This is a genomic window from Thauera mechernichensis (genome assembly GCF_029588855.1).
GTDB lineage: Bacteria > Pseudomonadota > Gammaproteobacteria > Burkholderiales > Rhodocyclaceae > Thauera > Thauera mechernichensis.
The window spans coordinates 1-21,856 of the sequence record NZ_JARQZE010000012.1 but is presented as its reverse complement, the minus strand read 5'-3'; the positions used below and the strand labels follow the sequence as shown (position 1 = coordinate 21,856).

The following is a 21,856-nucleotide window of genomic DNA, read 5'->3' as shown; positions in this document are numbered from 1 at the left end:
CGACCAGCCGGAAGCAGGTTTCGCTCCCGGCTGGTCGGCTTGACGCCGCGCGCGCGCGGCGCCTAACATCCCGCTTTTTTCGCGAGCGTGTCCGCCTTGTCCGTCAAGCAGCTATTCGCGCCGATCGCCGCCGACATGCAGGCAGTCGACGCCGTCATTCGCGATCGTCTCTACTCCGATGTCGTCCTGATCCGTCAGGTGGCGGAGTACATCATCCACAGCGGCGGCAAGCGCTTGCGTCCGGCACTGGTCCTGTTCACCGCGGGCGCCATGGGTTACAAGGGCACGCAGCACCATGAGCTTGCTGCGGTGGTTGAGTTCATTCATACCGCGACCTTGCTGCACGATGACGTGGTCGACGAGTCCGACCTGCGGCGTGGCAACAAGACGGCCAATGCGATGTTCGGCAATGCGGCCTCGGTGCTTGTGGGCGACTTTCTCTACTCGCGCGCCTTTCAGATGATGGTCGGGGTGGACAACATGCGCGTGATGCGCGTGCTGGCCGATGCGACCAACGTGATTGCCGAAGGCGAGGTGTTGCAGCTCCTGAACTGTAACAACGCAGATGTCGTCATCGACGATTATCTGCGCGTGATCCGCTACAAGACCGCCAAGCTGTTCGAAGCGGCTGCGCGCCTCGGCGGCATCCTGGGGGGCGCCGACAGCGCCCTCGAGGAACGTCTTGCAGCCTTTGGCATGCATCTGGGAACGGCTTTCCAGCTCATTGACGATGTGCTCGACTACTCGGCCGACGAAGTCGACACCGGCAAGCATCTGGGCGACGATCTCGCCGAGGGCAAGCCGACCCTGCCGCTCATTCACGTCATGCAGAAGGGCAGTCCCGAGCAGGCCGCGCTGGTCCGCAGTGCGATCGAGAATGGCGGTCGCGATGACTTTGCTGCCGTGCTGGCGGCAATCAAGGACACCTGTGCGCTGGAAGAGACGCGTCGTTACGCTGCGGCAGAGGCGCAGCTGGCCATAGACGCAATATCGACACTTCCCCCTTCCATTTTCAAGGATGCGCTGCTACAATTATCGGACTTTGCAGTTAGGCGAAATCACTGATATATTAGTGGGCTTCGCAAGGCAGCGAGTGAAAGTGTCGGGGAATAGCTCAGCCTGGTAGAGCACTGCGTTCGGGACGCAGGGGCCGGAGGTTCGAATCCTCTTTCCCCGACCAGTAATTCTTGAGGAAGTCCCGATACTTCCTCTTAAAAAACCGCCGCTTAGGCGGTTTTTTTGTTCTGCGTTGTTCCTGCTTGTTCCCCCCTGTTCCTCAGTGTCTTCGTGGCTCACTGTGCCAGCAATGTGCCAACACTGCGGATGGGCTCAGCTTGACATGTGGGAACAAACAGGCACAATTGAACCAGCTGGCAGCGACTTCACGTCGCAGCGCTTCTTGCGCCTGGGCGAGCCTATCAAAATCGGCGCCTTACAGCGCCAACGAATCCGCAAGCCAGCGCTCCGCTGGCACGACGGGCCGCGCCCATTCTGGGCGGCAGCCGCGGTTCTCTTCGCACTTTTTCAGATCCTCTCTTTTACACTTCGAGCGCGCTGAGGGTCAGCGCTCACGCCGTTTCTTGGCGAGCTGCCCGCCGTGGAGACGCGGCGATGGCATCTTTACTGACTTCTCTCGAGGCTGCGGCTTTCTTGCGGCTTTCGGAGCAGACTCTGCGGCATGACAGGTGCAGCGGTCGCCTTGGGATCCCATTTCTCAAGGTTGGCCGCCGGGTTTTTTACGATGTTGGTGTTCTGACATGCTGGCTCACGAGTCAGCGACATGTTCCCCCCCGCCCCGCATTCAACGCGGCTGAAATTAGGAAAGGGAGAGCGACCAAGCGGGAGGAGGTGGAGGCTAGGCGAAAGGGGGTCACGGTCAGCGAGCTTCGCCGCCGTAAGGCGGGGGAGGGCCAGCAATGATCCCGCTGGCCGTGATGCTGCAGAACATAGAGGCCACACGTCAGCGGCGTAGGCAACGAGATCTGGCTGGAAGGGCCGTTTCTTCAGTGCCGAAGCCCAATGCGCAGCTCCCGCTATGGCCGGAGCCTGTCCGGGCGGTGCCGAACGGCTTCCTGCGGTCGGCCCTGTTCGGTGCGATCCGCAAGGGGCGGCGGCGCTACCTCAAGGCCGAGCAGCTCGCCGCGCTCGATGGCATCGAGATCCGGTACACGGGCGAGCGCCTCGACCAAGGCGACCTCGATGTGTGGGAAAGCGTGCTGCACGCCGTGCGCCTTCAGGAGCTGGGCAGTCAGTGCCGCGTCACGTCCTACGCCCTGCTCAAGCTCATGGGCAAGACCGACACCGGCAAGAACAGGGCGACCCTGCACGAGCGCATCACGCGCCTACGTGCGAACGCCGTGGAGGTGCGGCAGGGCCGCTACTGCTACATCGGCGGCCTGATCGCCGGGGCAGCCAAGGACGAGGAAACGCAGCAATGGGTGATCGAGCTGGACGCCAAGCTGCGCCCGCTGTTCGCTGCCGACCAGTTCACTCAGGTGGAATGGGCCGTTCGCCACGCGCTAGACGGCCAGCCGCTGGCCCAGTGGCTGCATGGCTTCTACGCCAGCCACGCGAACCCTTTCCCGCTCAAGGTTGAGACGCTGCACCGGCTTTGCGGTAGCGAGGCTACCTTGATGAGCGACTACGCCAAGACGCTGCGCAAGGCGCTGGACGCCGTAGCCGAGACCAGCGCGGCCCACGGGGAGGGGTTCAGCTACGACATTTGCGGCGACCTTGTGCACGTTAAGAAGAAGGCTAGGGGTTCTCAACTGCGGCACTTGGCCAAGAAGGCTGCCAAGTTTAGGTCGCGTGCCGGTTGATACCGTTCCTGCGACCCCGACTATACCGTTCCTGCGACCCCGGCTTACCGTTCCTGCGACCCCGACTATACCGTTCCTGCGACCCCGCTAGCTGCGGGCCGAACAGGACAGAAAGGCAACGCTGGCAAGGGTTTCAGGCGTTTTTTGTTGTGCGCCTAATCCTTTTCTTTAATCATTTATTTAATCATGTGCGTGCTAGCACGCAGGGCACCCCTGCGGGGTTCCCCCGGCTTTGCCGGCACCCCCTCCCGGTCTAATACGCCCCCTGAGGGGGCGAGAGAGTCCCCCGGGTCGACGCTCGGCCGCCTAGACCCGGACAAATCGGCCTCGGGCCGCAAGCGGCACGAGGCCTCAGTCGGGCGTCTGTGGACGCCGCTTGTGACGAGACTTGCGGTTAACCCAAGGGCCGTCGGGGTGTTTCGTAGTGTGATTCACGGGCATGGCATACCGCTAAAATGACGCATTCAAGGAGACCTCTATCTCATGCCTTTGTCGTGGAACGAAATCAAGTCACGCGCCCTAGGAGATGTTCACATACAACGATATGAAATCACCGCACAAACGATCCGCACGAATGCCATGTAGCTGCAGACCGAGGCGAACAAGCGCTTCACCCACAAGATGTCCTCGACCCGTGCGCGGGTTGGGCACGTGTTTCGCGTCATCAAGTGCCAGTTCGGCTATCCTATCGCGCCGCGCGACGAAGTCACTCGGCAGATCGTTGACATGATGCGAAATGAAGCGGCATGAGGGACGCGGTATGATCGAACTTCAGAGCCTCGATGAACTCGCCCTCCTGCGCGAATCCGTCTCCCTCGAATGCAAGCTGGCCCAAGGCCGCGATGGCAAGGGCGCGCTGCCGGAGGATTTCTGGCCCAGCTACAGCGCCATGGCCAATACCGATGGTGGCATCGTCATCCTCGGCATGCGCGAGCGCCAGGGGCAGTTGGAGCCGGTGGGCATCGAGAATGTCGAGAAGGTACGCACCGAGCTGTTCAATAACTTGAACAACCGCCAGAAGGTCAGCATCAACCTCTTGAGCGACGCGCAGGTGCGCGAATGGCATGTGGCCGGCAGGACCTTGCTCGTGGTGGAGATCCCCCGCGCACGGCGTCAGCAGCGGCCGGTCTATCTCACCACCAATCCGTTCAACGGCAACACCTACCGCCGCCTCAACGAAGGGGACCACCCGCTGCCTGACGAGGACGTCAAACGCATGCTGGCCGAGCAGGTGGAGGACAGTCGCGATGACCGTATCCTACGTGGCTATGGCTTCGACGATCTGGACATGGGGACTTTCCGCAGCTATCGGCAGGTTTTTGCCAATCGTGACCCGGGCCATCCTTGGAACGAGCAGAACGATCCGGCTTTTCTGCGCCTGATCGGCGGCTGGCGCCGCGATCGGGAAACCGATGAGACCGGGCTGACGCTGGCCGGCCTGTTGATGTTCGGGCAGATGAGCGCAATCCAGGAGGCACTTCCCAACTACATGCTGGATTACCAGGAGCGTCCGGAGCCCCGCGCCGAGCGCCGCTGGATCGACCGGCTGACCCTAGATGGCAAGTGGTCGGGCAATCTTTACGACTTCTACCGCAAGGTCTATCTCAAGCTCACCGCCGATCTGAAGGTGCCGTTCCAGTTAGAGAAGGGCGAGCGCCAGGATGAAACCCCTGTGCATGTAGCCCTGCGCGAGGCACTGGCGAATGTGTTGGTCCATGCCGACTATACGGAGCGTGCCTCGGTGCTGGTGGTCAAGCGGCCGGACATGTTCGGTTTTCGCAACCCCGGCTTGATGCGCATCCCGGTGGAAGTGGCGCTGCACGGCGGCGAGCCGGACTGCCGCAACCGCAACCTGCACAAGATGTTTCGCTTCGTGGGCGTGGGCGAACAGGCGGGCACCGGCATTCCGCGGATATTCCAGGGCTGGCATTCCCAGCACTGGAATCCGCCCAAGCTGTATGAATTGTCGACACCGTACAACCAGACCTTGCTGGAGCTGCGGATGATCGACCTGTTCCCACCGGCGGTCATCGCCGATCTGCGCACTCGCTTTGGGGGGAGATTCGATCGGCTCAAGGGCGAGGAGCGTGTCGCGCTAGCGCTCGCGGGCAGCGAGGGTACGGTCAATCACGCCCGCTTGTGCACCGTGTCGTCGGCACACCCGGCAGAGTTGACCCGCACACTGCAGCATCTCATGCAGTTGGGCATGCTCGATTCGTCGGGGAGCGGTCGAGGTGCGGTCTATTTCCTACCCGGTCAGGACATGCCGACGCCGGACGATGTGTTCGGCCCCGTCCCGTTACCCGGCGCCGCCCGCTCCTCAGCTATCGGTCCGAGCTCCTCAGCTATCGGTCCGAGCTCCTCAGTCTTGCAGGCGAGCTCCTCAGTTTTGGACGACAGCTCCTCAGTTTTGGACGAGCTCAGCATGCCGAACTCCGGGCAGCAGCGGGATGAACACGGGTACCTGCACACCGATCAACTCCCACTGCCGGTCATCAACGACCTGCACGTGCTGTCCCCCGCTCTACGCAACCGCCTGGAACAACTGGCCGCAGAGCCCCGCGGGAAGAAGAAGATGGATTCGGAAGCGCTGAAGACTGTGGTTCTCGCAGTGTGCGACGGGCACTACCTGACCCTGAATGCCCTGGCCGACCTGTTGAACCGCCAACCCGCTTCACTGCGCAATGCCTACTTGTCGCCGATGGTACGGGCAAGAACACTGAGCCTGGCCTTCCCGACCACGCCGACCCATGAAAGACAGGCCTATTGCGCGACGTTCTCCTTGCCGAGCGCGCCGGGCGATACGGCATGAACGATTTGCATTGCTCAGCGAAGTCGGTGGAGCTCGGCACGCGTAGAGTGTGGATCACGAAGATGTGGCCATCGAGCCGATTAAAGAGCGCGTTGGCGATGGTTTCGGAACGCGGAGCGTTGGCGGCCATGGCACTCTCGATGCAATCAACCCGCGGTAGGCGGCGGTGTCATCCGGTTGCACTGTGCTGGGAGATAGCTTGAAAACAGAGATACCCTACGATGTATCGCCCGATCCCTACCCCGAACTGCCGGTAGAACGAGGACCTCACGGACGCGGCGTCGGGCGCTGGGTAGTGAATGAAAAGCACCGCTACTTAACCCGCTACCTCGACGCCACGCGCGAAGCGCAGAAGAAATTCAAGCAGCGGGTACTGATTGACCCATTCTGCGGTCCTGGTCGCGTTCAGGTTGAGGGCGAGAGCTTCACGCGGGACGGCGGTTCGGTCGCGGCTTACCGCCAGTCTGTACGCTCCGGCGCACCATTCACAAAGTTGCTCGTGGGCGACATTGAACCCGACCGAGTCCACGCCAACGAAATGAGGCTTAAGGCCGCGGGCGCAAACATACAAAGCTTCGTGGGACCGGCCAAGCAGACCGTTGACGAGATGGCCAAGGCTGTCCCTTTTGGAGCCCTAGCGCTCGCATACATTGATCCCTACAACCTAGAGTTCCTGTCATTCTCGATTATCGAGCGGCTTGCCAAGCTACAGTACGTGGACTTCGCAGTCCACTTCAGCTTGATGGACCTGACGCGCAATATCGACATGGAACTGGACCCCAAGCGGGACCGGTTTGACGATGCGCTGCCGGGCTGGCGCCTTGCCGCACCGATCGACGAGCTGTCCAAGTCGAGACTCCCCATCTGGTTCTTCGACGCTTGGTGCAGGGCGGTTGGAGCCTTGGGATTCAGGATCAGCGGGCAGATGCCGCTGATCAGCGACGGCAAAGGGCGCTCGATTTACCGCCTGGTCTTCTTCTCGCGCCATCCCCTACCGGACCGCATCTGGAACGACATCGCCCGCAGCGGGAATCTGGACCTGTTCTCTAACTGATCACGCCTGCAACCGCCAGGACGCCACAGCGTCCTGCGTGCATCTTGTCCTTGATTAGTGGACGAATGGACACCATAATTTTGTTATGGCTCGAACCAACAATGACGCTCTGCATCTGCGCCGCCTCCGTGACCTCTACGCCCGCGTGGGTTGCATCCCCTCGTACAGCGAAATGGCCAAGGCGCTGGGCTTCAAAGCCAAGAACGCGGCCTTCAAACTGACCAAGCGCTTGATTGCCTCAGGCCATTTGGAAAAATCCGTGGGTGCCCGGCTCGTGCCCGGCCCCGAGTTCTTCACCGTCGATGTCAGTGATAGCGAGGTGCGAGCCGGATTTGGCTGTGAAGGCAATGCCACCAATCTCGTTCATGCGCAGGCGCTAGATCAGTTGCTGATAGCCAGGCCGTCGAAGACCATGTTCCTGAAGGTGCGTGGCGACTCGATGGTCGACGCCGGGATCCTCAGCGGTGATGTGGCCGTGGTGGAGACGAGCATGCAGGCCGTCCACGGTGATGTGGTAGTGGCCGAGATCGATGGCAGCCACACCATCAAGGAATACAGAACCGACCGTGGTCAACCACACCTAGCCGCACACGGAGGGGGCATGCCCAGCATGAGAGCCAAAGAGACGCTGAACATCCTCGGCGTTGTCAGGGGAATCATCCGGAGCTACAAGCCGTCGCAGGCGGGTCAAGCTAAGCTAGCAACGCAGGGAGTATCGCGATGACAACAACCAGCAAGATCGAGTGGACGGAGCAGACTTGGAACCCGACCGTTGGGTGCACCAAGATATCTCCGGGGTGTAAGCACTGCTATGCCGAGGCCATGTCCAAGCGCTTGAACGCCATGGGCACGCCTGGCTATGAGAACGGATTTGCGCTGACCCTACTGCCAGAACGGCTCAATGACCCGATTAAGCGCAAGAAGCCAACGGTGTATTTCGTGAACTCGATGTCGGACCTGTTCCACGATCGGGTGCCGGATCACTACATCGACAAGGTGTTTGAGGTCATCGCGCAGACACCTCACCACACGTATCAGATCCTCACCAAACGCGCCGCGCGCATGGCTCGGTATTTCCGGACGCGCTCGGTGCCGAACAATGCCTGGTTGGGCGTTTCCGTCGAAGACCGCGACTCCGGGGTGCCTCGCATCGACTACCTCCGTCAAGTGCCAGCCACCATCCGCTTCCTATCGGTCGAGCCTCTACTCTCCGATGTGGGCGAACTCAACCTGACCGACATCCATTGGGTCATCGTTGGCGGGGAGTCCGGACCTAGGGCGCGGCCAATGAAGATGGAGTGGGTCGAGGCCGTACGCGAACAGTGCCAGGAGCAGGACGTGGCCTTCTTCTTCAAGCAGTGGGGCGGCTGGGGAGCAGATGGCAAGAAACGCGCAAAAGCAGCCAACGGCCGCGAGTTGAACGGCCGGACATGGGACGAAATGCCGGTGACGGCCATTCATCGCGTCAGCGCCTTCTGAGCTTTACGACAATGTGCTTGATTATGAGAAGCTCCGCAGGCACATTGCTGCGCAGGGACCATCAGAGCGCTCTCAGCGCGCCGTTCAATGCCACATTACGACTGGATTTGGGGAGACCCGCCCCCGCTGCTGAAACGGCACAGTGAAGTCAAACACGCGCTTCTGCGCAACTACCTGATCGACTACTTCCTGACGCTTGTGTCGATGCCACAGCAGGACAAGATCCAGCTGACCATAGTAGATGGCTTCTGCGGAGGGGGGCTCTACCAAAACGAGTCCGGCCAGGAGGTGCCAGGCTCCCCACTGGTGATCCTTGAGGCAATTCGAGAGGCCGAGGTCCTGGTTAATGTGCGTCAGGAGCGCCGCAAGCCAATCAAGATTGATGTGGAGTTGATCTGCATCGATGACTGCAGCTATGCGCTGGACTACCTGGGGCATGTCCTCGATGAACGGGGGTACGGTGGAGGCGTAGCCAAAGGTCTTATCAAGCTGGTCAAAGGCAAGTTCGCCGACCACTGCGGAGCTGCTATCCAGCGGGCGCACTCTCGCAGCCCACGTTCGGGACGCGCCTTGTTCGTGCTCGACCAGTATGGTTACTCCGCCGTGCCGATGAGCTGTCTGCGCGACATTTTCGCAAAACTAAAGCACGCCGAGGTAATCCTCACCTTCTACATCGACAGCCTGATCAGCTACCTCAACGAGAAGAACCTCGCAGATTTCGAGTTGTCGACTGGCATGTGCTCGTCAGTGTGTGCTGCCGATCTGGACGAGATCAAGCAGTCGCCGCGATGGCGGGTGCAGTTGCAATCCTCCCTGTACCAGAGCCTGACCAGCCAGTGCTCGGCACAGTTTTACACGCCGTTCTTCATCAGGCCCGAGCGCGGGCATGGCGACTTCTGGCTACTGCATCTCTCGCAGCACTGGAAGGCGCGCGATGTGATGGCGACTACCCACTGGCAACACCACAACCACTTTGCACACTACGGCAAGGCTGGGTTCCACATGTTCAGCACGGGCTACATCGGCAAGATCGACGATGAGAACCGACTACAGATGGGATTCGATTTCAGTGAAGTAGCAGCAACGGTCTGCAAGGAAACCATGATGGCGCAGATTCCCGCCATGCTATTCGAGGGCGCCGATGGCATGACCTTCGAGCAGTTTTTCCTCGGGCTGATCAACACGACGCCAGCAACGCGTAACATGGTAGAAGCGACGCTGCTCGAATTACATCAGAGCGGCGAAATCATCGTTATGGATGACGCCGGCGATGCGTCCAAGGCACGCGTCAAGCTCAAGGCCGACAATGTGTTGCGGCTGCCCTCGCAGCGCACCTTCAACTTCAGCATCTAGATCCTAGGCGCGACTGAAGAGTCCGACCAAAAGCGTTCAAGCCTTTGCGGACAAGCCCACGCTCTTTACCCAGGATCGCCAACGCGACAAGGACTATCTCGGTGTCCCCGAAGTCTCGTCCGAACGTCGTCGCTTCATTCCCACCGCCTTTCTCTGCGCGGACATCATCGCGAGAGATTTCCAGTTAGATAAGAACCCGCCTCGTGCGGGTTTTTTTTCGCTTAGCTGGATTGCACAATCCACACGTCACATTTGTTCCACACTTACATCAACAGCGAGAATTTATCTACCTCACAAAACACCTCATTTCTGGTGTTTTGTCCCGGAACTCCGTTTGTAATTCGAGCGCACAATTGCAGACAGTAAAAACAAACGGCAAATAATAATGGATCTGGCGCAGATTTTTCCGAGCCTTGTCGACGAACTGCGGGCGCAATTTGATCCCTCGCTGTTGACTGATGTCGGCTTGTGGTTGCTCGCAGCCACCACGGGAATCGCCATTTCATGGGGTGTCATAAAGCACCTTCTGCAGGGTGAGTCATTTAATGGCTATGTGTCACTCCTGATCACCACAGCTTTCTCCGCAGGCCTTGTCCGATTTGCACTGACCAGCCCGGGGTTGGTAGAGGAGGTCCGGGGAGGATTTGATCTAATCGCCAGAACGATCGCGCCCGAAGCGGAGCTCGGGCCCGCGCTCGGCCGGATGTTTTACACAGCACTAAACGTGTGGGGTTTTGATGCGGCTGAGATTGCACCAGCCCCGGAGATTTCAACCTGGGATAAGTTCGCGGGCGCCTTCAGCGGTCAGGGATTGATGAATGGCTTGCTCTCGGTCCCGGTTGCCCTGAGCGGGGCAGTATTCAAGATTTTGACTAGTCTCTTGATTCTCGCGAGCGCGCTGATTTATGCCGGCAACTACATCTTGAGCCAGATCATGTTTGACCTGGCCTGGATGCTAGCGCCAATTTTCCTCCCATGGCTGCTGCTTAATAGCTTCAGCTGGCTGGCGACGGGTTGGTTTCAGTTCATGGTCAGCGCGGGGGTACTCAAGATTGTCGGTGCTGGGATGTTGGCTGCTACGGGTGGATTTATCAAGAAAGCAGCAGACATGTCTGCCGCAGCCGTTGGTGATCCCTTGGTAAATTTTCAGATTTACGCGGGCGTCTTTCTTCTGTCTGGCCTTATGGCTTACTTAATGTTGCAGGTCCAGTCGATCGCATCCGGGCTCACGAGAGGATTCAACTCAACCGCATTCAGTATCGGCAGCGCCGGGCAGAACAGCATGCGCGCGGTTAACAGCAGTGGCGAACGAATCGGCTCAACGATCGCAAACCAACTCAAATCAATTTTCAATAGGAAGTGATATGTCCATTACTGCAAACCTGATGCCGCCGTCAACCCGTCAGAAACGCCAGGATGAAAAATCAGAGTTGCTGATCCAGTGGCTTGCACGTCATGGATTTATCTCAGTCGCGGTCGCAAAAAGAGTCCTGGGGCTCGCGACTGAAGTGGGCGCCCGCGCGGCGCTGCGCGCCGCAGCGCGGCAGGGATGGGTTGAGATTCGCCGACGCTCAGGCGGAAAGCGACGCTCGATCTTGATTGCGCAGCTTTCTCAGGAAGGGATCGCGCGGGCAGAGCTGAGCGGCCTTGAAGTGGTGGAGCTTGATGCAGCCACGCTCGAACATGACGATTTTCTCATGAGAGAAATGTACCAAACACTTTCCGCGGGCGGTGTTGATGTGGTGGAGCAGCCAGACGGCACTGTCATGGTCGACGAGAAGCGTGCGCGGTTCGCCACGTCGCTGCTGCCGCGGAAGGCGATTGTCGCGGCAGGCGCAGAGATATTTATCACGCTGACCTCTGAGCTCGCAGAGCAATTCAACCGGCTCGGTGGGGAAGCAAAGTCGATGGGCGAGATGGTGAAAAGATGAAGAACGCGAGTCTTGCAGCTTTCGTTTTTCTTTCAGCTGTGTCTCCTGCTATGGCGGGAGGGGGAATGACGGGAGGAGCAACCGAAGTTACGCAGCTTCTGAATAACGTCCAGCTGGCCATGCAGTCGGTTAACCAAGAGCTGCAGTACGCGACCCAACTCGAGCAGTACTACACCGATCTCCTTCAGCAGATGCCGGCCGAGCTTACAGGCGCGTTAGACACCGTTCAACAAGTGAACGGTGTGATCCAGAAGGCCTCCCAGGTCTATTCGACTGGTCAGCGGCTGTACGGATCACTCGAGCAGATGAAATCCCTCGCGGAGGGCCGATACCGTGAGTTCGGCGCCAGTGGTCTGACCTGGGAGGATTACATCAATCGCTCCGCTCGGATGTCTGATCATTTCCGCCAAACAGGCAGCGTCATGACTGATCACGAGATTCATGTCATGAACTCCGTACAGGACAACTACGAACAGATGCGGGAATACTCCTCACAGATCCCACGGACAGAGGGTAGCCACCAGGCGCTTCAGATCATGAATGGTCAAATGGCCATGTTGAACGGTTCGATCAACGAGATGCTGAGTTTCAACGCCGCACAATCACGTCGTGTGACCGAGCGGCAGATGATCGAGGATGCGGATCGAGAACGCCTGAATGGGTTGGCTGAAACAGTTCAGCGGCGCGCGCGACAGCACGACAAAGAATCCCGAGCAGTTTTCAAGAGAATTCAGGAGGCAAAATAAATGGCACGGAAGAAAACAGTTTTGGTTGCAGCCAAGTCGGTCGAACACGGCACCTTTGCTGTGAGGTTGCCGAAGGGTCTGATCGAAGAGCTTAATCAGGTCAAGCAGATCGCCAGCGATCGAGGGTTTGAGATTCCGGTCACGCAACTTGTTTCAAATCTTCTGCTGGAGATTATTGCTGAGGCCCGCAACGAGCTCGTAACGGCTGGCTTGGATTGCGATGCGGGCGCGAAGGCGCCCGCATCGCCGCGCGTGGAGCAACTGCAATCGTGATCACGAGCACAGAAACGGAGCGGGAAGAAGAGGGTGGGCCGTCGCGCTGGCCCGTGAGCTGGTTTGAGATGACACTTGAAAGCGGTCTGAATGTGATTGGCGCACAAGATGGCAGCCTGACATTCAGCGGCTCGGGCATAACCATAGATCTGCACCTGGTTGCTGTGACTGCAAACAGTGAAAGCTTGGGCTTCCACGCGTCCGATTCGACATACGTTGTCGTTTCGATGACCGAGACCGAGCAGAACCAACTTCTCCGTCGGCTGCCGCCCACTACCACTGTCCACTATTTTTCCCCCTTCGCGCGGCAGTCATCAACGCTAGAAGAGTGGCTTGCTAAATCCCACGGGCAGGTTTCATTTGGTCCGTCGGTCTGGGTGCAAGAAAACGATCTTCCCCTAATCAAAACGTTAGTCAAATGAGGGTCGAGAAGTTAACAGGCTCCGCCTGCCAACTTCTCTCACACCCCACGCATCTTTCGATGCAACCCGGCTGCCAATCGGCAGCCAAAACCGCCGCAAGCTCGCGCAAATGCCGGGCTTCGTTCCGGCTGCCATGTGGCTGCCGCACGGAAATTGCCGGCAGCCGCTTGGCTGCCGACTTAAGGGATGACCATGGCAGAAAAATTTAGTGTCCGACTTTCACCGCTGCCGCTTGCTGCGCTCGACCGGGAAGCGCTCAGGCTCGGGTTGCCGCGCTCGCAAGCGGCAGCACGCGCGATCGAACGCGGGCTGCGACGTGAGGATGTGCATCAAGAAAAGACGTGCGATCCGAACAGACTCGAGGCAGCAGTCGAGGCCGTTCTCGCCCGACTCGATGAGCTGGAAAGAGGGGTTGAAAAGCTTTTTGAGGCTGCCGACCAGGCCGAGCAAAAGCGCCTAGCCAACGCGATCCGGATACTGCAGGGTGGGCAGAAATGAACCTGGTTGGTAAAGAAACGCAGCTCGCTTTCCGTGTGATTGCTGTCGCGATCGCCTCTGTCTTCGTCTGCCTTTATCTCTACCTTGGCTGGCCGACCATTGCAGATTGCCATGCAGGCAGCGTGGCCGCGTGCGGGGTTCTGGTGGTACAGCGCAATCCGCGGGTTCTCAGTCCGCTGGCCGACCCGACGTCTACATTTGTTATGGATTGGGTCGACGGCGGGCAGTATCGGGGGACGGTTGGAGAAAATCTCGGTCCGTTGCTTGATCAAGCGTTCCCGCTGGTAGCGGAGATGGTTGGAGTCAGTTTCGCCATTCTTCTGGCCGGGATCGTCGCGAGCTACCTTGCTCCGCGACTGCTTTTCGCGGGAGGTGCCGACGGGAAGAAGCATCTGCGGGGCGCTCAAATCGTGACCGCAAATCGACTCCGACGTCGAACCAAGAAAGATCAACCAGGCGGTTTGACAGTAGCAGGCATACCGATTCCGAGTGCGTTGGAGCCGCTGAGTTTCCGCTTCGCCGGGTCCCCTGGGAGCGGAAAATCGCAAGCGATCAGTCGAATGGTTCTTGAGTTTCGGCAGCGCGGCGACGCGGCCGTGATTGCCGATTCGGGCGGCGAGCTCATGCAGTCGCTGATGCTCAAAAAGGACTTGATTTTGAACCCGTTCGACGCGCGGAGCGCTAAATGGTCACCCTTCGCTGAGATCCGGGGCGCCCACGACACAGTCAGAATCGTCAAGTCAATCATCCCCGACGCGGAAGGGCAAGACCAGCAGTGGCGAATCTACGCGCAGCAAGTTCTGCAGGTCACCATCGATCGTCTCCGGGCCTCCGGGCGAGCGAAAAACGGCTGGTTGACATACATGTGCTGCGCTGCGCCGACGGACGAGTGGGCCAACCTCGTTCAGAACTCGCCCGCCGCAAGGTGGTTTGAGCCAGCAAACGACCGGCCCCTTGGGTCTATTACTGGCGTGATCACGACCTTCATTACTCCATTCAGCTACCTGGATCCAGAGGCCGGTGAGGAGTCGTTCTCAATCGCCAGGTTTGTCGAGTCGGCGCGCGAAACTGGCGCGGTGCTGTGGCTTCCCTATCGCGCCGACAGCCGCGCAGCGGTCGCGACGCTGTTCTCTTCTGCTATTGATATTGCGACCACAGCTGTGATGACGCTGGGTTCTGATCGTGGCCGTCGGCTGTTTCTTGTGCTCGATGAGCTTGCTGCGCTGGGAAAGGTGAACGCCCTTGCGGACGCACTCGCGCAAGGGCGAAAGTTTGGTCTTTGCGCAATTGCAGGGATCCAAACCATCGCACAGGTCCGCGCACTTTACGGCAAGGAGGGAGCGACAACAGTTCTTGCGTGTCTGCAAAACAAGATCGTTTTTTCAACCGCAGACTCCGAATCCGCAGATCTGCTGTCCAGAGAGCTCGGGGAGTCTGAGGTGGCGAGAGAGGAAACCAGCACCAGCGGCAAGATCGGTGATGCCAGCAGCCACACAAAACGCCAGGCGCGGGTCGTGGAGAAGGCCGTTCTGCCAAGCGAAATTCAAGCGCTTCCCCCGCTCGCGGGCTTTCTGAAGCTGGCTGGTCAGTACCCCGTTGCGCGCATCAAGATCGATGTGATCAGTTTCAAAAAACGCGTGGCGGCGTGGCTTCCATGCGAGGATTTTGTCACGGAAATTCGCCGCCCAGAGAGCATTGAGACGAAGCCGGACCAAGAGATCGAGGAGGATGGGATTGATGAGCGTGAGCTCTTGGCAGAGTTAAACGGCGAGCTTGATGAGGAGATGAGCGACCTTGACGGTGAGGAGCGACATCGATGATGAGTATCTCCAAGCCGAAGACCGCGGGCGCGGCCGCAAGCTACTTTTCGACGCATCTGCGGGAGGGAGCGGCTGAGAAAGGCCAGGTAGAGGACTACTACGCTGCGGAGGGCGACCCCGGGAAGTGGGTCGGTGGAGGGCTCGAACGAGTTGGACTCCAAGCCGGTGAAATTCGGGATGGTGAGTTCGCGCGCGTCGCCGCGGGGATTTCAATTGGCGGGGAAAAGCTGGCGCAAAACGCAGGTGACCCTGATCGTCGCGCGGGGTGGGACTGCACGTTTTCTGCCCCGAAGGGCGTGTCGGTGGTCTGGGCGCTGGCCGACGACGAGCGCCGTGTAGCCGTCGAAGAGGCGCAGGAGAAGGCGGTCCATGCAGCACTAAGAATGCTTGAGGGCAAGGCCTTCTTTGCTCGCACAGGTCGCGACGGTGAGGTCGCGCAACAGGCCCGGCTTGTAGCCGCGACGTTCCGCCATGGCACCAGTCGCGAGCAGGATCCGCAGTTGCATACTCACGCCTTCGTCATGAACCTCGCGGTTCGCGACGATGGGAAAGTGAGCTCGATCGACCCCCGCCAGATGATGCGTTGGCAGAAGGCGATCGGCGCGGCCTATCGCGCCGAGCTGGCCGAGAATCTCCGTGGGTTGGGCTATCAGGTTGAGCGCGACGGCGACGCGTTCCGCGTGGTGGGCGTTTCGCGTGCCATCGAAGCCGAGTTCAGTCAGCGGCGGCAGCAGATCACGGCTAGGCTCCAGGAGCTGGGGCTTCGCGATGCAAAATCTAGCGAGAACGTCGCGCTAGAAACCCGGCGAGCCAAGGCGATAGTCGGGCAGCTCGAACTGGAACGGCAGTGGACTGCCCGCGCGGAAGCGCTTGGGCTGACCCCGGAGGCGGCGGCTGAGCTACGCGGAGATGAGCCGGGCAGGCCGCTGGAGTTGCTGAAAGCAGGCGAACTGCTCGACAAGCTGACGGAGCTCGATGCGGTTGTCGACGAGCGGAAGATCTACCAGGCCGCGGCCGAGGCCGCCCAGGGCGCAGGCGGGATCCGGGATGCGACCCGGCTAGCGGAGACCGCGAAGCTGCTTGCGGTCCCTCTGTACGATCATGTCGGCGGGCGCACACTGTACACCACGCGTGAGATGCTGGCCGCAGAGCAAAGTGTCCTCCAGATTGCTTGTGCCCGTGCCCAAGAATCAGCGCACAGGTTGTCACCTCAGGTCGTCGAAAAGGCCATCACTGCAATGCAAGCAGAGCGCTCAACAGGTGGTGCGCCGTTCCGACTTCGCGCGGAGCAGCGTGACGCTGTGCTGGCGCTCACGACCAATCAAGGTGCGACGGCGCTGATGGTTGGCGACGCGGGGACCGGCAAGTCTACTGCGCTGGCAGCGGTCCGCGAGGCATACCTTTCGCAAGGTTTTTCAGTAATCGGCGCAGCCTTGGCAGGCAAGGCCGCTGCCGAGCTCCAGGCGGGTGCGGGGATTCAATCCAGCACCATCGATCGCCTGCTGATCGACGTCGACGGGGGGCGAACAGTCCTCAACTCGAGAACCGTGATTGTGCTCGACGAGGCCGGAATGATCGACTCGCGAAAGATGGCGCGGGTCTCCCAGTTGGCCCGCGACGCGGGCGCAAAGCTGATTCTCGTGGGCGATCACAAGCAGCTGCAGCCGGTCGGCGCGGGTGCGACCTTCCGACACCTGGCGGCCGAGCAGCCGGTCGCTCGGCTGCAGCAGATCGGACGCCAGCGCGAGCAGTGGGCGCGCGAAGCGGTTCGCGAGATGAGCCGGGGCGAGGCTGAAGTGGCGCTCTCAAAGTTCATCGATCGCGGACTTGTTCGTGTTGAGAGGACCCATGCGGCCGCCGTCCGAGCGGCAGCCGATCGCTTCGTCATGGACCGCGGGGAAGTGGGCGCCGAGCGCGTCCAGGCGATCGGGGCGACGAATGCCCAGGTCCGCGATTTAAACAGCGAGATTCGCGAGCGACTCAAAGCCTCTGGCGAGATTCGCGACCCCCAGGAGATCCAGGTCCGAGACGGCAAAGACCCAGAGAAGCCTGCAAAGCTTGAACTCGCTCAGGCAGAGCGGATCGTGATCACGCGAAACGAAAACCGGCTTGGGCTCAAGAACGGGGATTTTGCGACGGTCCAGTGGGTGTCGCGGAACGCCGTGCTTTTGCGGCTTGATCGCACGGGCGAGACGATCGAAGTTGATCCGCGCAAGGTCGCCATGCGGCACGGGTACGCGGCGACGACTCACAGACTGCAAGGCGCAACCGTCGAGCGGGCAATTGTGCTTGGCTCCGAGCACACGAGTAGAGAAATGGCATACGTCCAGGCCTCGCGGGCAAGGGGTGAGACCCGCTGGATCTTCAGCGGGGAGAAAGTCCGGAAGCTCGAGGAGAGCGCAGGGGTAAAACCCGGATCAGAGCAGCAGATGATCGAGCGGCTCCGTGGTGCTCTCGACGCAATGTCCAAGAGCCAACAGAAAGCATCGACGCTCGACTTTAAGGTTGCTGACCCGGCTCCTCCGAGCCCCTCGCACATACGCTCGATGGAGGAATCATTGCCGCAGCGAGGTGAGGGAATGGCGCTCTGAGCCCGAGCAACGTCGTTGTATCGACGGTGCTATGCGCAACGATGCTATCCAAGGTGAGGTAAGGGCCGGACAAGACCCAGCACCGTCGTTTCATCGTCGACTCAACGACGGTTCTCACGATTCCCTTTAACTTGTTTTAACGTAACGCGTAACTTATAATTTTGATTAACGGTTACGGGTAACAGAAAATAAAGGCATAGATATGGCGGGACGAGGACGGCCACCCAAGGCTGACAAGATGACGCCTGCGGCCAGGCAAAAGGCCCACCGCGTGCGGCAGAAGGAACGTTTAAACACCATTCAAGCAATCATCGAGGGCGATGAAGTGAATCCGATTGATTTCGTACTGCCACCCCCGAAGGGATGGCTGAATTCTGACGAGCACGGCATGAAGGGCTTGGTTCGCGTCGTGGACTGGCGACGGTGGGATCCGTTCGTTGAGCTTGCTACTGTCTTCGGCGAAACGGAGCGGGCTCTCGTCGAGATCGATTTCGTTGAGTCGGAGCCCGGGGTCCTTCTGCTGTCCGATCAACCCATGCCCAAAACCCAGCTACAAAGGCTTGCAGGCGGGTGCATGTCGATCATGTGCCTCATGAGTGCAATGCCGTGCGAGGGGTGGTGGTGGATTGACCTTTTTGAAGAGGACGGCATTCTTAAATCCACGCCTAGGATGCGGGCGCTCAGTTACCTCCAGGCTTCGGCAATGGCTGCACACCCACACCCTGAGGTCTTGGCATGAAGCGAAGGGGACTTGAAAGCCTTCTCGCTGTTGCGATCGCCGTTGCCGTAGTCGGCGCCGGTGTTCATGCGTACGTCATGTTTGTTGACGGGCTGCCGCGATGATGATGCCGTTTCTGAACGGGGTTTTTCGTTTGCTTGTTCTGGTGTGTGCTCTGCTACAGGTGCCCCTCTGGCTCGGAACCTTTGGTGTTTTTTCCGGCCAGCGACTCGTGTATGTGCAGTGGTCAACATTCTTCTCCCTCGCAGTGGTTGCCGCGGGCGTCATTGCGCTGGTCATGCTGCTCCTGCGCGGTGCGCGAGCCGTTCCCGAGCTTGGCCGGCTAACCCTGTTCGTGATCTTGGCTGCCGTGTCCGAGTCTTTGATCGTCGGGGCGGGCTACGGCCTTGCCGTCGCTGCCGGGGGGCTTTCACTGGCATGGATGCTCGGCAAATTGACGCCTGCCCAAATCCGCACTCTTGCACACCCGACGGGCGACAGACTGGCCGAGGCAGCCGCGAGCGGTGAGCCTATGTTCCGCGCGGAGCTCGCTCGATATTCGTTCGTTGATGTCGTTGGGATGGGTGAGCTGAAGTCGCGTCTCGCGGAGGCCGGGGCCGAAGTGAAAGCGTCAAAAACTGGGGCCACTGCTCGGAATGGTGTGCTGCTGTTCGGCGAGCCGGGGAACGGCAAGAGCTTCTTTGCCGAGGCGCTGGCTGGTGAGTTGAAGCTTCCTCTCATAGCTGTCTCGGTCGCGGATGTCGCTTCGAGGTGGGTGAATCAGACCCCCGAAATGATTGCGCAGCTATTCGCAGACGCGCGAGCACAGGCTCCGTGTGTGCTGTTCCTGGATGAAGCTGACTCACTAATGGTGGACCGCGCACAGATCCAGCGGGCCGATTCCGAAGAGGCAAAAGCCACGAATGCATTGCTGGCCGAGCTGACCAAGATTCGAGGCGTAGGCGTTCTAGTCATCGCCGCCACTAACCATCTTGACCGTCTCGACACAGCCGCAGTTCGGGAAGGGCGCTTTGACTTCAAGATCGAGGTGCCTGCGCCTGATCTCGAGGCTCGTTGTGGGCTATTGACTGCTGCTCGACGTGGCCGCATCCGTCTCGACGAGGACGCGATCGATCGTGCCTCGCGGCGATGGGCAGGCTTCAGCGTGGCGAGAATTCGTGCAGTCGCCGACGAAGCGCTGCGCACAGCCGAGAAGTTCCGAGAACTCGGCGTCGACTATAAAACTTTGAAGTTAGCACTGCGGAGCATCCAAGGTCGTGCCGGCAAGCTGCCTGAGGCGGCCCCCTTGCTCGAGGATCTCAGTTTCTCGTCTGCCCAGAAGGAGGCGCTCCATGCCCTTGCTGCGCGGATGACCCATGCCGAGGAGATCGAGGACGCGGGCGGGACAGTGCCGGCCGGGGTGCTGTTTTACGGCCCTCCCGGAACCGGCAAGACTGTCACCGCGCAGTCGCTCGCTAAAACCGCGGGCTGGGCGTTCGTCTGCGTCACGGGCAACGAGTTGTTGTCGAACCCGGACAGGCTTGTTGCGCTCATGCGCGAGGCACGTGAGTTGCGGCCGGTTGTGGTCTTCATCGACGAGGCTGATGATGTGCTCGGCCGTCGGGCTGGGAATCATCCAGCCCTCGTTTCCATAACGAACTCTCTACTGTCTGCGATCGACGGGGCAGGGGGGCGTACGCCGGACGTACTCTGGATTGCCGCGACGAACTACCCCGAACAGCTCGATCCCGCTGCGCTGCGCGGCGGGCGCCTTGCAGAAAAAATCGAGTTTCTGCCACCGGATGTCGACGCACTGCGTGAGTTCGTGGGTCGATTTTTTGATGCTTCGCCCGCACAGTGGGCCGGCGATTGCGCTCAAGCGGTACCGCAGCTACTGGGCCTCGCTCTAGCCGATGTAGGGGCTGTGTTGCAGCAGGCGGTCACCTATGCAGCTGTTCGGAAGCTGACGTCGGGGAGCGCGTCAGCAGTGTGCCTGGCCGACATCCAGGCTGCGTTGCGCCATGTGCTGGGGGAGGTGTGACATGCCTAAGGCGCTTCCCCAATGCGTGGACCTCGTTATGAATGACCGGCTCAACTCGTACTATTTCTCAGCGCTTCGTTCCGCTCTCAAAGACGACTTTGACAAGGCGTGCTCCGAGTATTCGGTTTCGTCGAGGTTCGCAGAAATTTTTCTTGCGTTGCCCACTGAACGGCTCACAAGCATTGGCAGAACGATCTTCAAGCCGAGGACAGATGCGCTTGAAATTCTCCGTGAGCTGGTTCGCTGTCATGAAAATCTCTAATGTCAGCCGACTCCTTAGGTCCATCGTTCGGCGACAGGACGCACGCTTGGAGCGCCTCGCGGACCGGTTTGGTCTCGAGCTTGCGCACCGGAACTGCTTCGGGCGGGTCGCCTTGCAGCATGGCGTTCATCTTGAGTGCTTGGACAACCTGAACCCCGCAGGCTTTGCTGTCGATGGCATCAACGTCTGGCGACGCAACGAAGACGCTGGCCGATTCTTCCTGCTTGAACCGTCGCCGGGACAACCTCTGCTACTGGTTTTCTGGCAGGCGAGAAAGACCAAGTCGCCTGCTGGATAGTGGGCAATGTTATAAATTTACTTAATCATACTAATCTCTCTCTCTACTCGCATTGAGATGAGAGCAAGCTTGTCTACGGCCATGCCAATCTCAAAACCCTTGGGTTCGTGATCTTCGAAGACAAATCTTTTGTCCCCGGTCATCTTATCGATCTCCGCCGGAACAAGCCCGCCGTCGCGGTAGACGACCTCGCTAAGCAAGATAGATTTTTGCAGCTCATTGGGCGTTAGATGTTTAGATAAGGCAATGGCGCGATCCTGGGCATCACCTCTACGGCTAAGGGACTGATCCTGCGACAGGCTATGGAATACAGCGTGAGCAGCAACAAGGTTCTTCTGGACACCCAAGCCCTTTTCGTAGGCAGTTCCAATATTGAACATGGAAAGAACCATGCCGTTCTTTGCTGCTCGCCTGAACCAGAAGAACGTAAAGTCATTATCAGGCTCGAATGCATATCCGCTTGCGTAGAAGTATCCAAGTGCTTGCTGAGCGACCGGGTGATCCTGCTTCGCGGCCTCCCAGAGTAAGCTGAGCGCCTTCTTATAGTCCTTTTGTACGCCCCATCCATACATGTACATTCTGCCAAGTTCGACCTTCGCAAGTAGGTCTCCGCTAGCAGCGTGATGCAAAAGCCGGCGGTACCGCGCCAGCACTGAGGTTCAGGTCGTATTTCATCGTGACATCGTTTTCCGGAATCGCCTTCGCACCGCGTTCGAATTGTCTTCGTGGCCGCACCGGC

The 21,856-nt window shown here is 59.6% G+C and carries 19 protein-coding genes and 1 tRNA gene; 19 read left to right on the top strand and 1 reads right to left on the bottom strand.

The window, feature by feature from the left end:
• Positions 1-96 precede the first annotated feature (96 nt).
• The 19 genes from ispB (at position 97) to P7F68_RS14620 (ending at position 20,557) form a co-directional block, all read left to right on the top strand.
• On the top strand, positions 97-1,065 hold the full coding sequence (gene ispB, locus P7F68_RS14705; protein ID WP_002945576.1) for an octaprenyl diphosphate synthase: 969 nt from the start codon (positions 97-99) through the stop codon (positions 1,063-1,065).
• Positions 1,066-1,103: 38 nt separating this feature from the next.
• Positions 1,104-1,180 (top strand) — tRNA-Pro (locus P7F68_RS14700).
• Positions 1,181-1,916: 736 nt separating this feature from the next.
• On the top strand, positions 1,917-2,819 hold the full coding sequence (gene trfA, locus P7F68_RS14695) for a plasmid replication initiator TrfA (RefSeq protein WP_277834236.1): 903 nt from the start codon (positions 1,917-1,919) through the stop codon (positions 2,817-2,819).
• A gap of 760 nt (positions 2,820-3,579) precedes the next feature.
• Complete coding sequence (locus tag P7F68_RS14690; protein WP_277834234.1) at positions 3,580-5,631, top strand: RNA-binding domain-containing protein; 2,052 nt, start codon at positions 3,580-3,582, stop codon at positions 5,629-5,631.
• Between the two features lie 199 nt (positions 5,632-5,830).
• Complete coding sequence (gene tcmP, locus P7F68_RS14685; RefSeq protein WP_277834232.1) at positions 5,831-6,685, top strand: three-Cys-motif partner protein TcmP; 855 nt, start codon at positions 5,831-5,833, stop codon at positions 6,683-6,685.
• Between the two features lie 85 nt (positions 6,686-6,770).
• Positions 6,771-7,409, top strand: coding sequence for a LexA family protein (locus P7F68_RS14680; RefSeq protein WP_277834230.1), 639 nt, complete (start codon positions 6,771-6,773; stop codon positions 7,407-7,409).
• Positions 7,406-8,164, top strand: coding sequence for a DUF5131 family protein (locus P7F68_RS14675; RefSeq protein ID WP_270069110.1), 759 nt, complete (start codon positions 7,406-7,408; stop codon positions 8,162-8,164). Before P7F68_RS14680 ends, P7F68_RS14675 begins: the two co-directional genes overlap by 4 nt.
• An 87-nt stretch (positions 8,165-8,251) precedes the next feature.
• Positions 8,252-9,517 (top strand): three-Cys-motif partner protein TcmP, encoded by a 1,266-nt coding sequence (locus P7F68_RS14670; RefSeq protein ID WP_277834226.1) that lies wholly within the window; start codon positions 8,252-8,254, stop codon positions 9,515-9,517.
• A 13-nt stretch (positions 9,518-9,530) separates the two neighbouring features.
• Entirely contained in the window at positions 9,531-9,857 is a 327-nt protein-coding gene (locus P7F68_RS19980; RefSeq protein ID WP_386041813.1) for a type IIL restriction-modification enzyme MmeI, read from the top strand.
• A gap of 45 nt (positions 9,858-9,902) precedes the next feature.
• Complete coding sequence (locus tag P7F68_RS14665) at positions 9,903-10,880, top strand: type IV secretion system protein (protein ID WP_277834224.1); 978 nt, start codon at positions 9,903-9,905, stop codon at positions 10,878-10,880.
• A 1-nt stretch (position 10,881) separates the two neighbouring features.
• On the top strand, positions 10,882-11,448 hold the full coding sequence (locus P7F68_RS14660) for a hypothetical protein (RefSeq protein WP_277834222.1): 567 nt from the start codon (positions 10,882-10,884) through the stop codon (positions 11,446-11,448).
• On the top strand, positions 11,445-12,194 hold the full coding sequence (locus P7F68_RS14655) for a hypothetical protein (protein WP_277834220.1): 750 nt from the start codon (positions 11,445-11,447) through the stop codon (positions 12,192-12,194). The genes P7F68_RS14660 and P7F68_RS14655 overlap by 4 nt, the downstream gene beginning before the upstream one ends.
• Positions 12,195-12,467 carry a hypothetical protein gene (locus tag P7F68_RS14650; protein ID WP_277834218.1) on the top strand — a complete coding sequence of 91 codons (273 nt, stop codon included), beginning with the start codon at positions 12,195-12,197 and terminating at the stop codon, positions 12,465-12,467.
• Entirely contained in the window at positions 12,464-12,889 is a 426-nt protein-coding gene (locus P7F68_RS14645) for a hypothetical protein (RefSeq protein ID WP_277834216.1), read from the top strand. The genes P7F68_RS14650 and P7F68_RS14645 overlap by 4 nt, the downstream gene beginning before the upstream one ends.
• A 186-nt stretch (positions 12,890-13,075) precedes the next feature.
• A complete protein-coding gene (locus P7F68_RS14640) occupies positions 13,076-13,387 on the top strand; it encodes a hypothetical protein (RefSeq protein ID WP_277834215.1) in 312 nt (103 codons plus the stop codon).
• Positions 13,384-15,207 carry a type IV secretion system DNA-binding domain-containing protein gene (locus tag P7F68_RS14635; protein ID WP_277834214.1) on the top strand — a complete coding sequence of 608 codons (1,824 nt, stop codon included), beginning with the start codon at positions 13,384-13,386 and terminating at the stop codon, positions 15,205-15,207. Before P7F68_RS14640 ends, P7F68_RS14635 begins: the two co-directional genes overlap by 4 nt.
• The gene (gene mobF, locus P7F68_RS14630) at positions 15,204-17,798 is read left to right on the top strand and encodes a MobF family relaxase (protein ID WP_277834212.1); all 2,595 of its coding nucleotides are present in this window, start codon (positions 15,204-15,206) and stop codon (positions 17,796-17,798) included. The genes P7F68_RS14635 and mobF overlap by 4 nt, the downstream gene beginning before the upstream one ends.
• A gap of 238 nt (positions 17,799-18,036) precedes the next feature.
• Positions 18,037-18,537, top strand: coding sequence for a hypothetical protein (locus tag P7F68_RS14625; RefSeq protein ID WP_277834210.1), 501 nt, complete (start codon positions 18,037-18,039; stop codon positions 18,535-18,537).
• A 100-nt stretch (positions 18,538-18,637) separates the two neighbouring features.
• A complete protein-coding gene (locus P7F68_RS14620) occupies positions 18,638-20,557 on the top strand; it encodes an AAA family ATPase (RefSeq protein ID WP_277834208.1) in 1,920 nt (639 codons plus the stop codon).
• Positions 20,558-21,134: 577 nt separating this feature from the next.
• On the opposite strand, the gene P7F68_RS14615 is transcribed toward P7F68_RS14620, so the two are convergent.
• The gene (locus P7F68_RS14615) at positions 21,135-21,770 is read right to left on the bottom strand and encodes a tetratricopeptide repeat protein (protein WP_338405592.1); all 636 of its coding nucleotides are present in this window, start codon (positions 21,768-21,770) and stop codon (positions 21,135-21,137) included.
• Positions 21,771-21,856 lie beyond the last annotated feature (86 nt).

Coding starts and splice junctions, on each gene's coding strand:
- trfA (WP_277834236.1), top strand. CDS start 1,917: ATGATCCCGCTGGCCGTGATGCTGCAGAACATAGAGGCCACACGTCAG.
- P7F68_RS14690 (WP_277834234.1), top strand. CDS start 3,580: ATGATCGAACTTCAGAGCCTCGATGAACTCGCCCTCCTGCGCGAATCC.
- P7F68_RS14680 (WP_277834230.1), top strand. CDS start 6,771: ATGGCTCGAACCAACAATGACGCTCTGCATCTGCGCCGCCTCCGTGAC.
- P7F68_RS14675 (WP_270069110.1), top strand. CDS start 7,406: ATGACAACAACCAGCAAGATCGAGTGGACGGAGCAGACTTGGAACCCG.
- P7F68_RS14670 (WP_277834226.1), top strand. CDS start 8,252: ATGCCACATTACGACTGGATTTGGGGAGACCCGCCCCCGCTGCTGAAA.
- P7F68_RS14665 (WP_277834224.1), top strand. CDS start 9,903: ATGGATCTGGCGCAGATTTTTCCGAGCCTTGTCGACGAACTGCGGGCG.
- P7F68_RS14660 (WP_277834222.1), top strand. CDS start 10,882: ATGTCCATTACTGCAAACCTGATGCCGCCGTCAACCCGTCAGAAACGC.
- P7F68_RS14655 (WP_277834220.1), top strand. CDS start 11,445: ATGAAGAACGCGAGTCTTGCAGCTTTCGTTTTTCTTTCAGCTGTGTCT.
- P7F68_RS14650 (WP_277834218.1), top strand. CDS start 12,195: ATGGCACGGAAGAAAACAGTTTTGGTTGCAGCCAAGTCGGTCGAACAC.
- P7F68_RS14640 (WP_277834215.1), top strand. CDS start 13,076: ATGACCATGGCAGAAAAATTTAGTGTCCGACTTTCACCGCTGCCGCTT.
- P7F68_RS14635 (WP_277834214.1), top strand. CDS start 13,384: ATGAACCTGGTTGGTAAAGAAACGCAGCTCGCTTTCCGTGTGATTGCT.
- mobF (WP_277834212.1), top strand. CDS start 15,204: ATGATGAGTATCTCCAAGCCGAAGACCGCGGGCGCGGCCGCAAGCTAC.
- P7F68_RS14625 (WP_277834210.1), top strand. CDS start 18,037: ATGACGCCTGCGGCCAGGCAAAAGGCCCACCGCGTGCGGCAGAAGGAA.
- P7F68_RS14620 (WP_277834208.1), top strand. CDS start 18,638: ATGATGATGCCGTTTCTGAACGGGGTTTTTCGTTTGCTTGTTCTGGTG.